The organism is Kribbella sp. VKM Ac-2569 (genome assembly GCF_004216905.1).
In the GTDB taxonomy this organism is placed as follows: domain Bacteria; phylum Actinomycetota; class Actinomycetes; order Propionibacteriales; family Kribbellaceae; genus Kribbella.
This window is the reverse complement of record NZ_SGXJ01000001.1, coordinates 946,425-965,039: the sequence shown is the minus strand read 5'-3', so window position 1 is coordinate 965,039 and position 18,615 is coordinate 946,425. Positions and strand designations below refer to the sequence as shown.

Below are 18,615 nucleotides of genomic sequence, written 5' to 3'. Positions count from 1 at the left end.
ATGGCTGAAGTGCGTTTGGAAGGCGTCACCAAGTCGTTCGGCGGCAAGACCGCCGTCCGCGATCTCAACCTGACCGTCGAGGACCGCGAGTTCCTGACGCTCGTCGGACCGTCCGGTTGTGGAAAGTCGACAACCCTACGAATGATCTGCGGGCTGGAGCGGGCCACCGAGGGGCACATCTTCTTCGACGGCAAGCCGGTCAGCTGGCTGCCGGCGAACAAGCGGGACGTGTCGATGGTGTTCCAGAGCTACGCGCTCTACCCGCACAAGACCGTGCGGCAGAACATCGGGTTCGCGCTGAAGATGATGCGGGTGCCGAAGGCAACGATCTCCGAACAGGTCCTGCAGGCGGCGCGGACGCTGGACATCGAGGACCTGCTGGACCGCAAGCCGCGGGAACTGTCCGGCGGCCAGCGGCAACGGGTCGCACTCGGGCGGGCGATCGTCCGCGAGGCCGGCGCCTACCTGCTCGACGAGCCGCTGTCCAATCTCGATGCCCAGCTCCGGGTGCTGATGCGCGCGGAGATCAAGCGGCTGCACGTCGACGTGGCGCGGACGTTCATCTACGTCACGCACGACCAGGTCGAGGCGATGACGATGTCGGACCGGATCGCGGTGATGCGCGACGGCGTCGTCCAGCAGTGCGCGACACCGGAGGAGATCTACGAGCGCCCGGCGAACCGCTTCGTGGCGTCGTTCATGGGTTCCCCGCCGATGAACTTCGTCACCGGTGAACTCGCCGATGTCGACGGGGTGCGCACCTTTCGCGCCCCCGCGTTCAACCAGCCCATCCAGCTCGAGGTCGAGCCGGCCGACCCGGCCGTGGTCCTGGGGATCCGCCCCGAGGACATCACCTTGTCGACAACCCCCGTCGCCGGCCATCACCCCGGCAAGGTCTTCGTCTCCGAACCGCTCGGCCCCGACGTCCTCGTCACTGTCCGGATCGAGGGCGAGCTCATCAAGGCCCGCGTCCCGACTCCCTTCCGCCTCGGTCACGACAGCACGGTGTACGTCGGCTTCAACGCGAACCGCCTGCACCTGTTCGCCGCCGCCGACGGCACCGCACTCCACGCGCCCGAACGAGAGGAACACTCTTGAGAGACCCCGAGAACGCGACTGTCGAGGTCGAACTGCCCACCGACTTCGACGACTTCTGGGCGGCCGGCCTCGCGGACTGCGCGTCGTACCCGCTGGACCCGGTGCTCACCGAGATGCCGACGCTCTCCACGGACAATGTGATTGTCTACGATCTGCGCTTCACCAGCTACGGCGGTCTGCGGATCGCCGGCTGGTACGCCGTCCCGCGCGCGGGCAACGCGCCGTACCCGGGCCTGGTGACGATCCCCGGGTACATCTCCGAGCCGACGATCCCGAAGGAGTGGGCCGAACTCGGGTACGCCGCGCTCGCGATCGCGCCGCGCGGAAAGCTCCGCTCGAACGACGTGTTCAACCCCGGGTACCCGGGCCTGCTGACGCACAACATCGTCGACCCCAACACGTACGGGTACCGCGGGTTCTACCTCGACGTGGTGCGCGCGGTCGAAGTGCTGCTTGATCGTCCAGATGTCGACAATCTGCGGATCGGATTGCAGGGGTCGAGCCAGGGCGGTGGGCTCGGGATCTCCACGGCCGCGTTGCTCCCGGATGTGATCCGGTGCGTTGCGGCGGGAGCGCCGTACCTCTGCGGGATCATGACCGCGCCGACGCTGACCCGGTCGTACCCGTACGAGGAGATCAACGAGTACCTGCGGATCCATCCGAAGGACGTCGACCGGGTGCGGGAGACGGTCGCGTACTACGACGGGCTGAACTTCGCCCCGAAGGTGCAGGCGCCGACGCTGATCTACCTCGGGCTCGAGGACGACGTCTGCCCGCCGGAGACCGGGTTCGCGTTGCACCGCACGCTGACGTGCGAGAAGACGCTGCACACCTATCCGCATTGCGCGCACCACGCCGGCCTGCCGGACGTCATGCGCGTCGTGGAGGACTTCCTTGCCGAGCACCTCACCCCGGGACGGTGACCTGATGACCTTCGATGCCTACTGGGCCGCGGTCGACGACGAGCTCGCGGCGATCCCCGGCCGGCCGGTGCTGGACGTGGTGCCCGCGCGGACGACCGACGAGGCGACGTTCTACACAGTACGGACCACCAGCACCGGGCCGTACCGCGTGTACGGCAACCTCAGCATCCCGAAGGGCGACGGCCCGTTCCCCGGGCTGCTCATCACGCCGCGGTACGGAAGTGTCAACAACATCCCGCACCCGAACGACCGGAGCCGGTACGTCGTCCTCGGGCTGATGCACCGCGGTCAGCGGCTCGCCGACGAGGGGTTCGCGGCGGCCTACCCGGGATTGTTGACAATGGGGATCGACGACCCGTCGACGTACATCTATCGGGGGATCGCCGCAGATTGTCTACGAGCGGCGGAGTTCCTGATGGGACTGGCGGAGGTCGATCCGGCGCGGGTCGCGGTGACCGGTGACGATCTCGCGGTGCTGACGGCGGCGCGGCGGCCGGGGTTCAGCACGGTGCGCGTGACAGACCTGTTGTTCTACCGCGCGATGGAGGCGCGGCTGAAGTCGTGCATGTACCCGTTGGAGGAGCTGAACGACCATCTGCGCGGTGGATCGTCGACTAGCGCATTGTCGACAACCCTGTCGTACTTCGATCCGTCGCAGCACGCTCCCGCAGTTGCCGGTCGGACGCTGCTTGCCGTCGACGACGCTGACTGGTGCGGGTCGCTGCTGTCGGCATTGCCGGATCCGGAGGTCTACCAGGTCACCCACCTCGACGGCACCGACAACGACTTCCTCGACGCGTGGCTGGCCCAACGGTTCGGCGTACCGGCCATGTCGAAGTTCGTCGCATGACCGCACCACTAGGTGTGCGGCCGGTCATCAACGCCAACGCCACAGTCACGGTGCTCGGTGGATCGTTGATGCCGGCCCCGGTCCTGAAGGCGATGAACGACGCGGCGGCGCAGTTCGTCGACCTGCCCGAGCTGAACGAACGGGTGGGGGCGCGGCTCGCGGAGCTGACCCACAACGAGGCCGCGTACGTGACATCCGGCGCCGCGGCCGCTATCTCGCTGACGGTTGCCGCCTGTATATCCACCGAATCGCAGGTGTTTCCGACCGACGCCGAGGTAGTGATGTTCGCGAGCCAGCGCAACGGCTACGACTACTCGGCTCGACTCACGGGCGCCCGCATCGTCGAGATCGGACCGTCGTACGACGAGTTCCGTACGGCGCTCGCACGCAAGCCGGCGTGCGTGTTGTGGTTCGCGGGAGCGCACTACGCGACGGGTGCATTGCCGGTGGAGGAAGTGGTGCGGGGTGCGCGCGAGTTCGGCGTACCGGTGATTGTGGATGCGGCGGCGCAGATCCCGCCGGTTGCGTCGCTCTGGCGGTTCACGCGGGACGTCGGTGCGGACGCGGTGCTGGTGAGCGGCGGGAAGGGCCTGCGAGGGCCGCAGGCGAGTGGGTTGGTGCTGGGGAAGCGGTGGCTCGTGGATCGGGTGCGGGCGCACACGTCGCCGAAGCAGGAGCTCGGGCGCGGGATGAAGGTGGGGAAGGAGGAGTTGATGGGGCTGCTCGCCGCGGTCGAGTGGACGCTCGCGCAGGACGAGGACGAGTTGTTGGCGTCCTACGAGCGGATTGTTGACAATTGGATCGTAGGACTGCAGGGGATCGTGGCCGTCGAGCGCGGGTACCCGAGCGAGGCCGGCCAACCCCACAGCCGTGCCGTACTCCGCCTCACCCGCGACCGCGACGAGGTGATCAAGGCGCTGTGGGACGGCGACCCGCGCATCGCGGTCGGCACCTTCGGCGTACCCGACGACGCCATCGCCCTCAACCCCCAAACCCTCCAACCCGGCGAGGACAAGCTAGTTCTCGACGCCCTCCTCAAGATCTTGGCACCGTAGTCCCCGAAGTCCCTGACGCCCGGGGGCTCCGCAGCGAGCTGCGGCGTCGTCGGCTGGTGATTGGTAGGAGGGATTTCCTGCGATAGCGCCAGAAACCTTCCACTGATGTGCTGAAAGCGCTCCACTCAAGCGAGCCAGTCCGGCGATCAGACCCGAGCGGGCGGCGGGTCTCGTGGCGGGCGAGCTCAGGGATTGGTTAGCCCCAGTAACGTCCGGCCGGTGGCGGGTTATGTGACGGCTGGAGGATTGCTTCACGCCAGCGGTGAAACAACCCGCTATCCGCCCGGGTCTAAGCTCGGGGAATGGCGAGCAAGCCGGATGAGACGCGGGATGGCGTTGACCTGACCAATCTGGATCAGCCGTTGTTCGACGGGGCTGACGCGAGGAAGCGGGATCTCGTCGACTACCTCGACGCGGTGCATGAGCGGATCGTGCCGGAGCTGCGGGAGCGGCCGTTGTCGGTCGTGCGGATCCGGCCGGGGCAGCCCAAGTTCATGCAGAAGAACGTCCCGAAGTACACGCCGGACTGGGTGAAGACCGTGCAGGTCTGGGCGGAGGCGTCGAAACGCGAGGTGTCGTACGCGTTGTGCGACGACCGGCGGACGCTGCTGTGGTTCGCGAACCAGCGCGCGGTGGAGTACCACCCGACCTTGATGCGCGCCGATCGCTGGGACCGCGTCACGCATCTCGTGCTCGACCTCGACCCACCGGAGGGCGAGACGTTCTCGATGGCGGTGCAGGCCGCCCTGCTGGTGCGGCAGGCGTTGACCGACTGCGGGCTGTCCGGCGCGGTCAAGACGAGCGGCGCGAAGGGCGTGCACGTGATCGTGCCGATTGTCGACACGGTGTCGATCGAGGACGCCGCGGCCGCGACGCGGGCGATCGCTGCGCGGGCCGAGAAGATCGATCCGTCGGTCGCGACCACGGCGTACATCAAGGACGATCGGCACGGGAAGGTCTTCGTCGACTCCACACGGTCCGGCGGTGCGACGGTCGTCGCGGCGTACAGCCCGCGCGTCCGGCCCGGTACGACGGTCTCGTTCCCGGTCGGCTGGGACGACTTGGAGAGCGTGACGCCGCGCGACTTCACGGTCCGCACCGCCCCGGCGCTCCTCGGCGATCGCGACCCGTGGGCCGAGCAACTGCCCGCGCCGCAGGAGATCCCAGAGGACGTCCTCCTCGAAGGCCGCGCCATCCCGGTCGCCCGCGTCGCGGCCATGCACGAAGGCAAACGCCGCAAACGCGCCCGCGAAGCCGAAGAACAGAAGCGCGCCGACTAGCTCCTACTCCGTAGCGGTTGTCAGGTCGAGGCCTCGGCGGCGGACGGCCGGAGACGGGTGGTTGCGGAGGGCAACCAGCAGCTCGCGCCACTCGGCGGACCACCCGGCTCGGGGCGCAGCCGCGCTCACGAGCACGTGAGCCAGCAACCCGGATGCCAAGTCAGGGGACTGGACCAGCGAATCAGCAACTGGCAGCAATTCTGCAGGCGTCCAGGTCGACTCGGTCGCGGACAACCGGGCGGAGACGAGGTCAGCGGCCCTCAAGGCGGCCAACGGATCATCATCGACCAGATCGCGGAGCTCGACCGCCGACTGCGAATGCACCAGCAGTTGCAGCCGCAACTCAAGGAAGTCGGCCCCAACCAGCTCGTCGGCCACCACGCGCAGGTGCCGGCGGTCCTCCGCCGAGCGCCTGCTGAACTGTGCAGACAGCTGACTCACCAGATACGTGAGCCGCTGCCGAGCCGGATGATCCCGATCCGGCAACGCGTTAGGCAGCTCAGGATTCGCCTCCGACCGCACCAGCAGCCGAGCGACGTCCGCCACGTCTTCCAGCCCCGCCGGCGCATCCGTCGCGACGAACGAGACGAGCGCAGTGATCGCGTCCCGCCACACCCGACTCCGCAGCGACAGCCGACTGATGAAGTCCGCGCAGACCCGAGTAGCAGCCGGGTTGTACCGCGCCCACCCCCGCAACGCGAGCAACGCCGGCCCCACAACCTCCGGCTCGCTGCGAGTCGTCACAGCGATCAACAGGTCGGCGTACCGCGCCCTGTACCCCACAGGTACGTCGTACGCGCGCCGTACCGTCAACGCCGTCGCAGTAGCCGGAGAGTCGTGCACTGCCTGCTCAAGCACCGCCCACGCAGCAGGGTCGTACAGCAGGTACTGCGACACAGTCCGCGCAATAGCGGCCCGCACGTCCCGATGCGCACCAGCCCACGCCTCCGTCAGTACGGCGCTAGCTCCAGGCGCCCGTAGCTCGCCAAGCAGCCGCACCGCCTCCTTCCGCGACGTGACCTTCACGCGGTCGCCAGTCAGCACCGGCTGCAGCAGCCCCGGCAGCAGACTGGGCCGAACGAACCGCGCCGCCCGGCTAGCTGCGTACACAGCGACTCGTGCCCGGTCGTCACCCGCATGCGCGAGCAGCAACGGCATGGCAAGGTCAGGTCGCTCTGTCCACGCCAACGCCGCCAGCGCGGCCTCCTGCAGCAGTACGTCGGAACTCCCGAGGAACTCGTCCAACGCGGCCCTGCCAGCAACCGGCACGCGTCCAAGTGTCCTTACCGCCAACGCCCGGTACCACGTGTGCATTCGGTCGTCACGGGCAGCTTGGACGAGCAGATCGGCGTACCGAGCCTGCTGTCGGGGCAACCAGCGGCGAAGGGCGTAGTCGGGCACCTGCCAGGACGTGCTGCTGCGATCGAAGCGGCGAATCCGATCCGCCGCGGCGAGGACCGGGTCGAGCAGGTCGGTGTGGTGCTCGGTGACCAGCCACCACACCGGCTGCCAGCGGGCCATCGTGACGTCCCGCTCGACGATCTGACGGAGGCGGTCGTACCGGGTCCGGGGCGGTTCCAACCAGTATCTGCAGGCCTGGTCGGACGTGTACTCCTGGTCCGACCAGACCGCCTGCTCGAGCACACTCTCGAGGTGATCCGACGTCCAGTCGCGGCGGCCCAGTGCCGCGGCCACCGTGAACGCCAGCGAGAATTCCTCGCGCTTGGCCGCGGCCTCGATCGCGGGCCGGAGTGCCTCGTACACGTCGGCTTCCCGTCCGCGCGGCAGCCTGTCGACCAGCGGATCCAAGTCGATCCGGCCGCGGTTCTCCGAGAGCCGCGCGTGCGCCTGCAAACCCCAGTCCAGCAGGGCGGTCCGGTTGCCCAATGCGCCTTGTACAACGGCATTCTCGGCCAGTTGCGTCAACGCATGCCGCGTCGCCCACGACATGTCTCGCGCTGCCAGCGCATCAGTGAGCAGCGTGTCCAACGACTCGGTCAGTGCATCGGTCAGCAGTGTCGGCGGCAGCTCCGCGACAGCCTGTACGGCGTTGAGCCGCGCGGTGTCCTGGTCGTTGCGGATCCTCCCGGCTACCCACGTGACAGCCTGCAAGACCTGCTCCGGCCGCCTGCCGTACCCGGCCGACCGGATGACCCCTTGGTAGACCGAGCTGCGTACCGCGGCGTCTGGATCGCTGACGTCCGGTTCGAGGAGTGCGAAGGCCTCGTCGAACGGAAGGTGACCAGCGATGCTGCGCCGCCACCACCCGTCTTCACTGATGGCAGGTAGCGCCAGCATCCGACGTGTCTGCTCCGCGCGCACAGCATGCGGCAGCGCCTGGAGAAGCTCCGTACTCAGCTGCGCCTGCCCGAGGTCGACGTACTGCGTCACAGCCGCAAAGATCACCGCCCGCCGCGACGGCTCCAGTGTCTCGAGGAAGGTGGCCAGCTGCGGCCACAGGATCCGTCCGAGGGTGATGAGCTCGTCGTCGGAGTACCTGTGCAGGCGACGCAGGAACGCCGGAGTAAGCGCCCGCGTCGCCACGCCGCGCCGGTCAGGTGCGAGCAGCAGCTCCAGCACCCCTGCCGGGTCCCGGTCCGTGAGCGGACCGATGATGTCGAGCACTGCGACGGGCAGGTCGTGCGCAGGTACCGCCTGCTTGATCAGCTCCAGTACCGCGTCCGGTGCGTGCTCTAGTGACGCGGTGACGCCGTGGCCGACGCTCTGCCACCACTCGTCATTGGCCGGGAGCGTCTGACGAGCAAACGCGAGTACTTCGTCCGGATGATGCTTCGCGAGCTGACGCCAGCCGCCAGGCGTCACGCAGTACGCCAGCTCGGGCAGCAGCCGCGCCACGGTCGCGTGATCGGTTGCGTCCAGCAGACCGGTCGCCGCCACGTCACCCCAGCGCGCCCGGTGCTCGTCGATCAGCCGTACGGCGAGATGCTCGCGGCGCTGCCGACGTACCAGGGCCACCAGCTTCGAGCGCAGTGCCGCGGGCGCGTCGTCGTACACGATCCGCAGGTCGTCGTCCGCGACCGGAACCCCGCGACGGACCGCGGCGAGCGCCCGGGTCTGCACGGCCGGATCCGGGTCCCGAAGCATCCGGCCGACGTACGACGCCTCGCGGGTGACCTCGGCAATCTGGAGACCGAGGACGCGCTCGAACGAGGTACCTCGGCCCAACTCGTCGAGGAGACTCACCAGCTGCGGCGCCTGGTCGGCGAGCAGGCGTACGCGCTGTCCGTACGAAAGTCCGTCGATCGATCGCAGCAGCTCGGGCAGACGCATGCGCCCATCCTGCCCAATGGGTGGTGTCAGCTCCTCAGCGAGGCGTCCAGGATCGCGTCGACAACCTCGTCGAGAGGGCGCGCGGTGTCGATGATTGTGCCCTCGGGTACGCCTTCTCTGGTGGCGTGCAGGCGGACGATGAATTCCTTCTGTTCGTCGTCCCCGCCCCAGTCGTCGGCCTCGCGATTTGCCAGCCTCCGCTTGAGGGTTTCGGCGTCCACGTCCAGCACGATGACCTTGTCGAACACGTCCAGGAATTTGGTGAAGTTCCTCGAACCGCCACAGAAGAAGGCGATCTCTTCGGTCGTACTCGCGGCGATCTCGCGGACCTTGGCGACGTCCCAGATGTGGTTGTAGTAGCCGTGGACCTCGTCGCGTTCTCCGGTTTCCGGATCGCCCGGATAGGCGAGTTCGTCGTCGCCGTCAACGGCTGTGTAACCGCGCTTCCGAAGCTCGCGGCACACCGAACTCTTGCCGGTGCCGGAACCGCCCTCGACAAGGTAATTGCGTTTTGCCATGGGCTTCAGGGTAGTCAGAAGCACCGTCGAAGGAATGTGAATTAATGGCCGGCGGCCAGCCGCAGCTCGGCGAACGCCGCGGCCAGTTTCGGCAACGTGTAGTGGGCATTCAGGCCGCTCGGATTCGGCAGGATCCAGACCCGGGTGGCGCCGATCATCCGATCCTGCTTGCCCACTGCCGCCGTACGGTCCCCAAAAGCGTCGCGGTACGCCGTGACACCGAGCACCGCCAGCCACTCGGGCTGGACGTCGAGCACCTTCTTCACCAGGTTCTCGCCTCCCGCCACGAACTCGGCGCGCGTCAACTCCGCGGCCTTCGCCGACGGCCGGTCGACCACGTTGGTGATCCCGAGCCGGTAGGTCAGCAACTCCTGCTGCTCGACCGGCTGCAGTTGGCGGGGCGTGAATCCGCTCAGGTGCAACGCCGGCCAGAACCGGTTCCCCGGCCGCGCGAAGTGATGCCCGGTCTCCGCCGACATCAGCCCGGGATTGATCCCACAGAACAACACTCGCAACCCGTCACCGACGACATCCGGTATCCCCTCCACGCCCCAAACCCTAGACCGAGGCCTTCGTCAACCCAGGGTTGACGGAGCAAGGTTGTCAACCTAGGGTTGACGGCATGACTCCCGGACCTGATCTGCAGCAGCTCATCAACACGATCAAGGCCGACGCCGGTAGCGACGACGAGCTGGAGCAGCTCGGGACCGCGGCGGCGACGATCAACGAACTGACCGCCACCAGCGACGCCGCCCTCGGCTTCTTCGTCGACCGGGCCCGCGGCGCGGGGAAGTCCTGGGTCGAGATCAGCACCGTGCTCGGCGTCAGCAAACAAGCCGCCCACAAACGCTTCGCCGACTCGTGGACCGCCCGCCCGGCGTTCGAGCGCTACACCCAGCGAGCCCGCGCCGTCGTCGGGGCGGCCGGCGGTATCGCCCGCGAACGCAACCACGATTTCATCGGCACCGAGCACCTGCTGCTCGCGATGTACAAGGAGCCCGGCGCGATCGCGGCAAAGGTCCTCGTCCAGCACGGCATCACCGAGGACTCGGTCCGCACGGCGGTCGATGTCCAGAGCCCGGCGGGGCAGCCGAGCGACCAGCCGAAGAGCCTCGACGCCGAGAATCCGCCGTACACGCGCCGCGCGGCGCACGTTCTCCAAGGAGCGGTCGGTGAGGCGGTGACACTCGGCCACAACTACGTGGGTACCGAGCATCTGCTGCTCGCGTTCTACCGGGACCAGGCGGGCATCGCCACGAAGATCCTGCTCGAGCAGGGCCTGGAGGAGTCAGCTGCCTGGACCGATATCCGTGCCGCCCTCGAAGGGTTCACGAAGTAAGTTGGGCGCATGCCTGACTGGTCTGCGCGGTTGAACGAGTTGGCGGTGGCGGCCGAGGTCACCGGTGCGGTGCTCGGGATCTGGCACGACGGCGAGACGACCATAGCGCCGTACGGCGTCCTGAACGCCACGACCGGCGTCGAGACCACCGCCGACTCGCTCCTCCAGATCGGCTCGATCAGCAAGCCGTGGACCGCGTCGATGATCGTCCAGCTCGCCGCCGAGGACCGGTTCGGCCTGGACGACCCGATCGTCAAGTTGTTGCCCGAGGCACCTGTTGACCCGCGGATCACGGTCCGTCACCTGCTGACCCATACCAGTGGCATCGACGGCGACCTGTTCACCGATACGGGTCGCGGTGACGACTGCCTGCAGCGGTACGTCGCTCTGCTCGCGGACGTGGACCAGCTCTTCGAGCCCGGTACGGCGTATTCGTACTGCAATGCCGGATTCGTGCTGCTCGGCCGGTTGATCGAGGTCCTCGACGGCGGGACCTGGGACGAGTCACTGAAGGCCCGTCTGGTCGAGCCGCTCGGCCTGACCCACACCGTCACCCTGCCGGAGGAGGCGATCCTGGAACGCGCCGCGGTCGGTCACCTGGCGACGGACGGCTCGCGCGTGAAGACGTGGCAACTCCCGCGCAGCATCGGCCCCGCCGGGACGATCACTGCGAGCGCCGGCGACCTGCTCGAGTTCGCCCGGATGCACCTGGCCGACGGGCGGTACGCCGCCATGCAGGAGCCGCAGGTTCCGTTCGCGGCCGGCATCGGTGGCTTCATCGACCTCGGTCTGACCTGGCGCATCTACGACTGGGGCGGCCGGCGCCTGTTCGGTCACGACGGGTCGACGATCTCCCAGCTCGCCTTCCTGCGGATCGATCCGGAGGCGCGGCTGGCCATGTGCCTGCTGACCAACTCCGGCAACGGCACCCGCCTCTTCGAGCCGCTCGCCTCCGAGGTGTTCACGGAGTACGCCGGTGTCGCGCATCCGCCCGCGCCGCAGCCGATCGACGTACCGGTCGACGACCGCCACGCGGGCCGGTACGAGCGCGCCAGCGTCCGGCTCGATGTCGCGAAGCGTGACGACGAGCTGGTAATGGTCTATTCCGCGACGGGCGATCGCCTGCTGTTCTCGGAGGACCCGGTGCACGAGTACGAGTTGCGCCCGACGGAACCGGCCGACGGCAACCATTTCGTCACCCGCGAGTCGCCGGCGCACCCGTGGGTGCCGGTCACGTTCACCCCCACGCATGTCTTCACTGGCGGACGTGTCACGCCCAGGCGGTGAGATATTTGAGGTGCGCTTTGGGTGCGGCGAGCTAACGTCGTCAGGGTGACTAGTGCACCTGCTGAACTCCCTCGTAAAGCCGGTGACCTCCGGGCCGCCGGGTATCTTCCTCGGTCGATCAAGGCCGAGATCCGTGACAACCTCCTGAAACAGCTCCGGGCCGGGCGTGATCCCTGGCCCGGCATCGTCGGCTTCGGCCGCACGGTGATTCCCCAACTCGAACGCGCCCTGATCGCCGGGCACGACGTCGTACTGCTCGGTGAGCGGGGCCAGGGCAAGACGCGCCTGCTGCGCACGCTGGTCGGGCTGCTCGACGAATGGACCCCGGTCATCGAGGGCGCCGAGCTGCCCGAGCATCCGCTCGACCCGATCACGCCCGCCTCGCGCCGCCGCGCCGCCGAACTCGGCGACGACCTGCCGGTCGCCTGGCTGCACCGCGATCTGCGGTACGCCGAGAAGCTCGCCACCCCCGACACCTCGGTCGGCGACCTGATCGGTGACGTGGATCCGGTGAAGGTTGCCGAGGGCCGCAGTCTCGGCGACCCGGAGACCATCCACTTCGGACTGGTCCCGCGGGCGCACCGCGGCATCGTCGCGATCAACGAGCTGCCCGACCTCGCCGAGCGCATCCAGGTCGCGCTGCTGAACGTGATGGAGGAGCGCGATATCCAGGTCCGCGGGTACACGCTGCGGCTGCCGCTCGACGTGTTGCTGGTGGCAACGGCCAACCCCGAGGACTACACCAACCGCGGCCGGATCATCACGCCGCTGAAGGACCGTTTCGGCGCCGAGGTCCGGACCCACTACCCGCTCGACATCGACGCCGAGGTGGACGTGATCCGGCAGGAGGCCGAGTTCACCGCCGAGGTCGGCGAGCCGTTGCTGGAGGTGCTGGCCCGGTTCGTGCGGCACCTGCGCGAGTCGACGTCGATCGACCAGCGGTCCGGGGTGTCCGCCCGGTTCGCGGTCGCCGCGGCCGAGACGATCGCCGCCGCCGCGCTGCGCCGCTCGGCGATCACGGGCGAGGAGCCCGCGGTGGCCCGCCCGGTGGACCTCGAGGCAGTTCCCGCCGTACTGCGGGGCAAGCTCGAGTTCGAGCCGGGTGAAGAGGGGCGCGAGATCGAACTGCTTGAGTACCTCCTGCGCCGGTCGGTGGCGGACACCGCACGCGAGCGGTTCGCCGGTCTCGACCTCACGCCGCTCGCCCACGCCATTGCCGACGGCAACCTTGTGACGACGGGGGAGCGGGTGCCCGGCCGGGACGTCTTGGCCGCGCTGCCGGAGCTGCCTGTCCTGCACGATGTCGCCGCCCGCGCCGGCGTCGAGCCGGACGACTCGTCCGGACGGATCGCCGCCGCGATCGAACTCGCCCTGGAGATGCTGTACCTGTCCAAACGCGTCGCCAAGGACGCCGACGACGACACGACCGTCTACGGGGCCTGACATGTCGGCTTCGATTCCGGAAGGCTGGTCCTACGGGCCGTGGCACGACGGGCCGGATCCTCTGAAGGCGCCGGCGGATCTGCGGGATGCGCTGGACGAGATCGGCCGGGACGTGATGAACGGGTCGTCGCCACGGTCCGCGCTGGAGGAACTGCTCCGGCGCGGCACCCGGAACACCCAGGGCCTGGACGACCTGAGCCGCCGGTTGTGGGAGCGCCGCCGCGAGATCGAGCGGCGGCACAACCTCGACGGCACGCTGCGGGACGTCCAGCGGCTGCTGAACGAGGCGCTGGAAGCGGAGCGGCGCGAGCTGTTCCCGAATCCGTCCGACGACGCGCGGTTCAAGGAGGCCGAGCTCGACGCGCTTCCCTCTGGTACGGCGGCCGCCGTACGGGAGTTGGCGAACTACCAGTGGGAGTCGTCGGAGGCTCGGGAGAAGTACGAGCAGATCCGTGAGCTGCTCGGACGGGAGCTGCTCGGTTCGCGGTTCGAGGGCATGAAGGAGGCGCTGCAGCAGACCACACCCGAGGATGTCGAGGCGATCAACGAGATGCTCGCCGACCTCAACGCCCTGCTGGCGGCCCACGCGCAGGGCCGGCCCGAGGTACCGGAACTCTTCGAGGAGTTCATGGCCAACCACGGCGAGTTCTTCCCGGAGAATCCGCGGAACGTCGACGAGCTGATCGACGTACTCGCGCAGCGGGCGGCCGCCGCGCAACGGATGATGAACTCGATGACACCCGAACAGCGCGCCGAGCTGGCGGAGCTTTCGCAGCAGGCGTTCGGCAGTCCGCAACTCGCGCAGCAGTTGGCGCAGCTGGACGCCCAGCTGCAGTCGTTGCGGCCGGGGGAGGACTGGTACGGGTCGGAGCAGATGCGTGGTGACGATCCGCTCGGCCTCGCCGAGGGCGCGCAGGCGATGTCCGACCTCGCGGAACTGGACGCGTTGGCGGAGCAGTTGGCGCAGTCGTATCCGGGGGCCCGGCTCGAGGACATCGATCTCGAGGCGCTCACCCGTCAGCTGGGTGACGAGGCGACGGTCGACGCGCGTCGGCTGAGTGAGCTGGAACGGCAGTTGCGTGATCAGGGTCTGATCGAGCGGGCACCCGACGGTTCGCTGCGGTTGTCGCCGAAGGCGTTGCGTCAGCTCGGTCAGACAGCGTTGGCCGACGTACTGCGGACCGCTCGGGGATCAGGTGAACGGGACGCGGCCAACGCGGGCGCGGCCGGTGAGCTGAGTGGATCGTCGCGTCGGTGGGAGTTCGGGGATACCCAGCCGTGGGACGTGCCGCGGACGGTGCGGAACGCCGTACTGCGGAGTGCGACGCTCGATGGGTCCGTCAAGCTTGATGTGGCGGACGTGGAGATCGCGGAGACCGAGCATCGGGCCCGGGCCGCGGTGGCGTTGCTGGTCGACACGTCGTGGTCGATGGTGCAGGAGGGTCGCTGGCTGCCGATGAAGCGGACGGCGCTCGCGTTGCATCAGCTCATCTCGACGCGGTACCGGAACGACGCGTTGCAGCTGATCACGTTCGGCCGGTACGCCGGGGTTGTCGAGCTGCCCCAGCTGATCGGGATGGAAGGCACCTGGGAACAGGGCACGAACGCGCACCACGCGCTGCTCCTCGCCGGTCGTCATCTGCGGCGGCACCCGGACGCGCAGCCCGTCGTACTGATGGTGACAGACGGGGAACCGACCGCCCACCTCGAGCCCGACGGCACGGCCGAGTTCTCGTACCCACCCGAGGCAGCCACGCTCCGCAAGACGATCTTCGAGGTCGACCGACTGGCCAAGCTCGGCGCCTCGCTGACCGTCTTCCGCCTTGGTGACGACCCGCGCCTGAACGCGTTCGTCGACCTACTGGCCCGCCGCAGCGGCGGCCGAGTCCTGGCCCCCGACGCTGACGGCCTAGGCGCAGCCGTAGTAGGCGACTACCTCCGAACCCGCCGCAAGCTGTAGGCCGACCACCGCACGGGGCCCTGGGACATGGAATGACATGTCCCAGGGCCCTAGTTCAGAGCGTTGTGCGGAGTTGCTGGATTGCTGTTGTGAGGTTGCGTAGGGCGGGGGCGATCTCTGCGTAGGTGCGGGTTTTCAGGCCGCAGTCGGGATTGATCCAGAGCTGGTCAGCGGAGGTCGTGGCGAGAGCCGCTTGGATCAGGGCAGTGAGTTCTTCAATGGTCGGGATCCGGGGCGAATGGATGTCGTAGACCCCCGGGCCGACCCCGCGCCGGAAACCGGCGGCGGCGAGATCCGCCAACACCTCCATCCGCGAGCGCGCCGCCTCGATCGTGGTGACGTCGGCATCCAGACCGTCGATCCCGGAGATGACCGCGCCGAACTCCGAGTAGCACAGATGCGTATGTACCTGAATCTCCGCAGGCGCTCCACCGGTCGCTAGCCGGAACGCGCCGACCGCCCACTCCAGGTACGCCTTCCGCTCGGCGTTGCGGAGCGGCAGGAGTTCGCGGAGCGCGGGTTCGTCCACCTGGATGATCCGGATCCCGGCCGCGCCGAGATCGGCGACCTCGTCCCGGATCGCCAGCGCGACCTGATCCGCCGTCACCTGCAGCGGCTGGTCGTCACGCACGAACGACCAGGCCAGGATCGTCACAGGCCCGGTCAGCATGCCCTTCACCGGCCGCGCGGTCAGCGACTGCGCGTACGACGACCACTGCACCGTCATCGGAACGGGCCGCGACACATCGCCGTACAGGATCGGCGGCCGGACGCAGCGGCTGCCGTACGACTGCACCCAGCCGTACTTCGTGGTCGCGAATCCGTCCAACTGCTCAGCGAAGTACTGGACCATGTCGTTGCGCTCGGGCTCGCCATGGACAAGCACGTCCAGCCCGAGGTCCTCCTGCAGCGCGATGACCTGTGCGATCTCGGACCGCATCCGCTCGTCGTACGCCGCCTGATCGATCCTGCCCTTGCTGAGGTCGGCTCGGGTACGACGGATCTCCCCGGTCTGCGGGAACGAGCCGATCGTGGTGGTGGCGAGCTTCGGCAGGTCGAGTGATTCCTGCGCGGTACGGCGGTCGTCGTACGGCGGACGCTGTCGGTCCTCGGGCCGGATCGTGGCGACCCGGTCGCGGACGGCCTGCTCACGGGCCAGGTCGGACTCCTTGAGCGGACCGCCAGCCGGGTTCACGGCATCCACTACGACGCCGGCGTCCTCGTTCAACGCGCGACCGAGCAGGACGACCTCGTCCACCTTCTGACGGGCGAAGGCGAGCCGGGCACGGACCTGTGGATCGAGGTCCTCCTCGACGTCGACGTCGTACGGGACGTGGAGGAGTGAGCAGGACGTCGACACCTCCAGCCGACCGACGGAACCGGCGAGCGTGGCGCAGGTGGAGAGCGCGTCACTCAGCGCGGTTCGCCAGACGTTCCGGCCGTCGATGACGCCGGCCACGACCGTCTTGTGGCGGAGTGATCGCAGTCCGGCGATCTGTTCGACGAGGCCAGGGGAGGAGACAAGATCGAGGGCCAGGCCGTCGACACCGGTCGAGGTCAGCACGGGTAGCGCGGGGGCGGGGTCGCCGAAGTACGTCGCGACCAGCAGGCGTGGCCGGTCTGTCAGGTCGGCGAGCTTGGTGTACGCGCGGTGCAGAGCGTCGAGTTCCGCCGGGGTGCGGTCCTGAACGAGCGCGGGTTCGTCGAGCTGCACCCAGTCGGTGTCGAGGTGGGTGAGCAATTCGGCGTACACGTCGACGAGTTGGTCCAGCAAGGTCAGCGGCTGGACGTCGTTGGACTTTGAGAGCAGCAGGAAGGTGAGTGGTCCGATCAGGACCGGGCGGAGGTTGATGTCGTGCTCGCGGGCTTCGGCCAGTTCGGTCAGGATCTTGGCTGGGTTCAGGGTGAAGCGGGTCTCGCGGTCTAGCTCGGGCACCAGGTAGTGGTAGTTCGTGTCGAACCATTTGGTGAGCTCTAGCGGGGCGACGCCGTCGCGGCCACGGGCCATCGCGAAGTACTGGTCGAGGTCGCCGAGTCCACGGAAGCGGTCCGGGGCGACGCCGAACAGCTGGACGTGGTCGAGCATCTGGTCGTAGTTCGAGAAGGTGTTGCCGGGGATGGTGCCGAGACCGCGGGACTTCAGGTCGAGCCAGGTCTCCGCGCGGAGCCGGCGGGCTGTTGTTTCGAGTTGCGTCGCGTTGCCGTCGGCCCAGTACTGTTCCAGCGCGTGCTTGAGTTCGCGGCTGGGGCCGATCCGGGGGTAGCCCAGGATGGTGGTGCTGGTGTTCACGTCTCTCTCCTCGCGAGCGTGCCGATGGATCGGCGGATCGCTCGCGGGAAACGCAGGGACCACGGGTGCGCCGTGAGTCCGGGCGGGTCCTCCCACGAGACCACCGATCCCCCGCGCACCCGGCTGGGTGTGCGGGCCGGCGGCAGGTCTTCGGACTCACGGGCAAACCGGCTGTGCCATGACATGACCGGTGGACCTACTGGCCGTCGCTTCCCGGACGCTAGTCCAGTGCTCGTGACGGCGGTCGTTCCCGTTCACCGCTGCGGGGCAGTCCCGGATTCCCACCGGGTTCCCTCTTGCCTCGCCCAGCCACATCCTGCGTGACCACGCGAACCGTCGGCACTGTCGAGCGTACGCGCGCCGGACGCGGTTCGGCGTACGGCGAGACCAACGCCACTACCGCACGCGCCGCGCGATGGCCGGGTCCGGGGCCTTGCCCTGGAGGATGGCAGCCAGCACCTCGACACCATCGACCAGGCGAGGGCCTGGCCGCGCGAAGTACCCGTTGGCGTCGACCGCCCACACCGGAATGCCGGCCGGCAGTTCGCCCATCAGAAGCTCCGTCAACTCGGTAGCCCCGTCAAGCCCGAACCCGCACGGCGCCGACACCACCACCTCAGGCTTCGCGGCCGCGACCTCTCGCCAGTTGATCGCCTTCGACCGCTCGCCGGCCGCACCCAGCACATTCACCCCACCCGCCAGCGTCACCATCTCCGGCAACCAATGCCCCGGCGCAAACGGCGGATCCGTCCACTCCAACAACGCAACCCGCCCACCCCCACCTGCCAGCATCCCCAGGCGCGTGCGGAGGCTGTCCACCAACTGTGTGGCGTCTCGGCCGATTGCCTTTCCGATGGTCTCGATCGACTCGAGCACCTCGATCAGGTTGTGCGGATCCGTGCTCACCACCTCCGCACTGCACCCCAGGTAGGCGAGCGCCTCGTCGACGTCTGTCACGTCGATCGCGCACACCGCGCACAGGTCCTGGGTGATCACCACATCCGGTTCGAGCTCGCGCAGTGCACCCGCGTCCAGGTGATACAGATCCTCCCCAGCCGCGACCTTCCGCCGTACGACGGCGTCGATCTCGCCCGGTGTCAGACCCTCGGGAAGCGCGGTCGTCGACACGATCCGCCGGGCACGCGCAGCCGCCGGGTAGTCGCACTCGAAGGTGACACCGACCACATCCTCACCGGCCCCGAGCGCGAAACAGATCTCGGTCGCCGACGGGAGCAACGAGACGATACGCACCCCGCAGACTCTAGCCCGCCTACCCACCCC

At 68.4% G+C, this 18,615-nt stretch carries 14 protein-coding genes and 1 riboswitch; of the genes, 9 read left to right on the top strand and 5 right to left on the bottom strand.

Annotated elements, in window-relative coordinates:
* The 5 genes from EV649_RS04345 to ligD all read left to right on the top strand — a co-directional run bounded on the left by EV649_RS04345 (position 1) and on the right by ligD (position 5,206).
* Complete coding sequence (locus EV649_RS04345; protein WP_130380729.1) at positions 1–1,098, top strand: ABC transporter ATP-binding protein; 1,098 nt, start codon at positions 1–3, stop codon at positions 1,096–1,098.
* Positions 1,095–2,021 carry an acetylxylan esterase gene (locus EV649_RS04340; RefSeq protein WP_130380727.1) on the top strand — a complete coding sequence of 309 codons (927 nt, stop codon included), beginning with the start codon at positions 1,095–1,097 and terminating at the stop codon, positions 2,019–2,021. The genes EV649_RS04345 and EV649_RS04340 overlap by 4 nt, the downstream gene beginning before the upstream one ends.
* A gap of 4 nt (positions 2,022–2,025) precedes the next feature.
* Positions 2,026–2,871 (top strand): acetylxylan esterase, encoded by an 846-nt coding sequence (locus EV649_RS04335; protein ID WP_130380725.1) that lies wholly within the window; start codon positions 2,026–2,028, stop codon positions 2,869–2,871.
* Positions 2,868–3,926, top strand: coding sequence for an aminotransferase class V-fold PLP-dependent enzyme (locus EV649_RS04330; RefSeq protein WP_130380723.1), 1,059 nt, complete (start codon positions 2,868–2,870; stop codon positions 3,924–3,926). The genes EV649_RS04335 and EV649_RS04330 overlap by 4 nt, the downstream gene beginning before the upstream one ends.
* Positions 3,927–4,228: 302 nt before the next feature.
* Entirely contained in the window at positions 4,229–5,206 is a 978-nt protein-coding gene (gene ligD / locus EV649_RS04325) for a non-homologous end-joining DNA ligase (protein ID WP_130380721.1), read from the top strand.
* Positions 5,207–5,209: 3 nt separating this feature from the next.
* On the opposite strand, the gene EV649_RS04320 is transcribed toward ligD, so the two are convergent.
* Genes EV649_RS04320 through mug form a run of 3 tightly spaced genes read right to left on the bottom strand, consistent with a single transcriptional unit; the run spans position 5,210 to position 9,563 of the window.
* Positions 5,210–8,497: a hypothetical protein gene (locus EV649_RS04320; protein WP_130380719.1), complete on the bottom strand. Its 3,288-nt coding sequence runs from the start codon at positions 8,495–8,497 to the stop codon at positions 5,210–5,212.
* A 26-nt stretch (positions 8,498–8,523) separates the two neighbouring features.
* Positions 8,524–9,015 (bottom strand): AAA family ATPase, encoded by a 492-nt coding sequence (locus EV649_RS04315; protein ID WP_130380717.1) that lies wholly within the window; start codon positions 9,013–9,015, stop codon positions 8,524–8,526.
* A gap of 41 nt (positions 9,016–9,056) precedes the next feature.
* On the bottom strand, positions 9,057–9,563 hold the full coding sequence (mug, locus tag EV649_RS04310; RefSeq protein ID WP_198682295.1) for a G/U mismatch-specific DNA glycosylase: 507 nt from the start codon (positions 9,561–9,563) through the stop codon (positions 9,057–9,059).
* 74 nt (positions 9,564–9,637) lie between these two features.
* Here mug and EV649_RS04305 point away from each other — a divergent pair, with 74 nt between their 5' ends.
* From EV649_RS04305 to EV649_RS04290, 4 genes are read left to right on the top strand one after another with little or no spacing between them, the layout of a single operon-like run.
* Positions 9,638–10,354: a Clp protease N-terminal domain-containing protein gene (locus tag EV649_RS04305; RefSeq protein WP_130380715.1), complete on the top strand. Its 717-nt coding sequence runs from the start codon at positions 9,638–9,640 to the stop codon at positions 10,352–10,354.
* Positions 10,355–10,363: 9 nt separating this feature from the next.
* On the top strand, positions 10,364–11,641 hold the full coding sequence (locus EV649_RS04300) for a serine hydrolase domain-containing protein (RefSeq protein ID WP_130380713.1): 1,278 nt from the start codon (positions 10,364–10,366) through the stop codon (positions 11,639–11,641).
* A gap of 45 nt (positions 11,642–11,686) precedes the next feature.
* Positions 11,687–13,084 carry an ATP-binding protein gene (locus EV649_RS04295; protein ID WP_130380711.1) on the top strand — a complete coding sequence of 466 codons (1,398 nt, stop codon included), beginning with the start codon at positions 11,687–11,689 and terminating at the stop codon, positions 13,082–13,084.
* Between the two features lies 1 nt (position 13,085).
* Positions 13,086–15,044: a VWA domain-containing protein gene (locus EV649_RS04290; protein ID WP_130380709.1), complete on the top strand. Its 1,959-nt coding sequence runs from the start codon at positions 13,086–13,088 to the stop codon at positions 15,042–15,044.
* Positions 15,045–15,099: 55 nt separating this feature from the next.
* Here EV649_RS04290 and metE read toward each other — a convergent pair whose 3' ends face one another.
* Both metE and EV649_RS04280 read right to left on the bottom strand, forming a co-directional pair.
* Positions 15,100–17,334, bottom strand: a complete 2,235-nt coding sequence (gene metE, locus EV649_RS04285) for a 5-methyltetrahydropteroyltriglutamate--homocysteine S-methyltransferase (RefSeq protein ID WP_130380707.1) — start codon at positions 17,332–17,334, stop codon at positions 15,100–15,102.
* Between the two features lie 123 nt (positions 17,335–17,457).
* Positions 17,458–17,687, bottom strand: a riboswitch (cobalamin riboswitch).
* Between the two features lie 43 nt (positions 17,688–17,730).
* Positions 17,731–18,585 carry a cobalamin-binding protein gene (locus EV649_RS04280; protein ID WP_130380705.1) on the bottom strand — a complete coding sequence of 285 codons (855 nt, stop codon included), beginning with the start codon at positions 18,583–18,585 and terminating at the stop codon, positions 17,731–17,733.
* Positions 18,586–18,615 lie beyond the last annotated feature (30 nt).

Coding starts and splice junctions, on each gene's coding strand:
- EV649_RS04330 (WP_130380723.1), top strand. CDS start 2,868: ATGACCGCACCACTAGGTGTGCGGCCGGTCATCAACGCCAACGCCACA.
- EV649_RS04300 (WP_130380713.1), top strand. CDS start 10,364: ATGCCTGACTGGTCTGCGCGGTTGAACGAGTTGGCGGTGGCGGCCGAG.
- EV649_RS04315 (WP_130380717.1), bottom strand. CDS start 9,015: ATGGCAAAACGCAATTACCTTGTCGAGGGCGGTTCCGGCACCGGCAAG.
- EV649_RS04290 (WP_130380709.1), top strand. CDS start 13,086: ATGTCGGCTTCGATTCCGGAAGGCTGGTCCTACGGGCCGTGGCACGAC.
- EV649_RS04335 (WP_130380725.1), top strand. CDS start 2,026: ATGACCTTCGATGCCTACTGGGCCGCGGTCGACGACGAGCTCGCGGCG.
- ligD (WP_130380721.1), top strand. CDS start 4,229: ATGGCGAGCAAGCCGGATGAGACGCGGGATGGCGTTGACCTGACCAAT.
- EV649_RS04320 (WP_130380719.1), bottom strand. CDS start 8,497: ATGCGTCTGCCCGAGCTGCTGCGATCGATCGACGGACTTTCGTACGGA.
- EV649_RS04305 (WP_130380715.1), top strand. CDS start 9,638: ATGACTCCCGGACCTGATCTGCAGCAGCTCATCAACACGATCAAGGCC.
- EV649_RS04345 (WP_130380729.1), top strand. CDS start 1: ATGGCTGAAGTGCGTTTGGAAGGCGTCACCAAGTCGTTCGGCGGCAAG.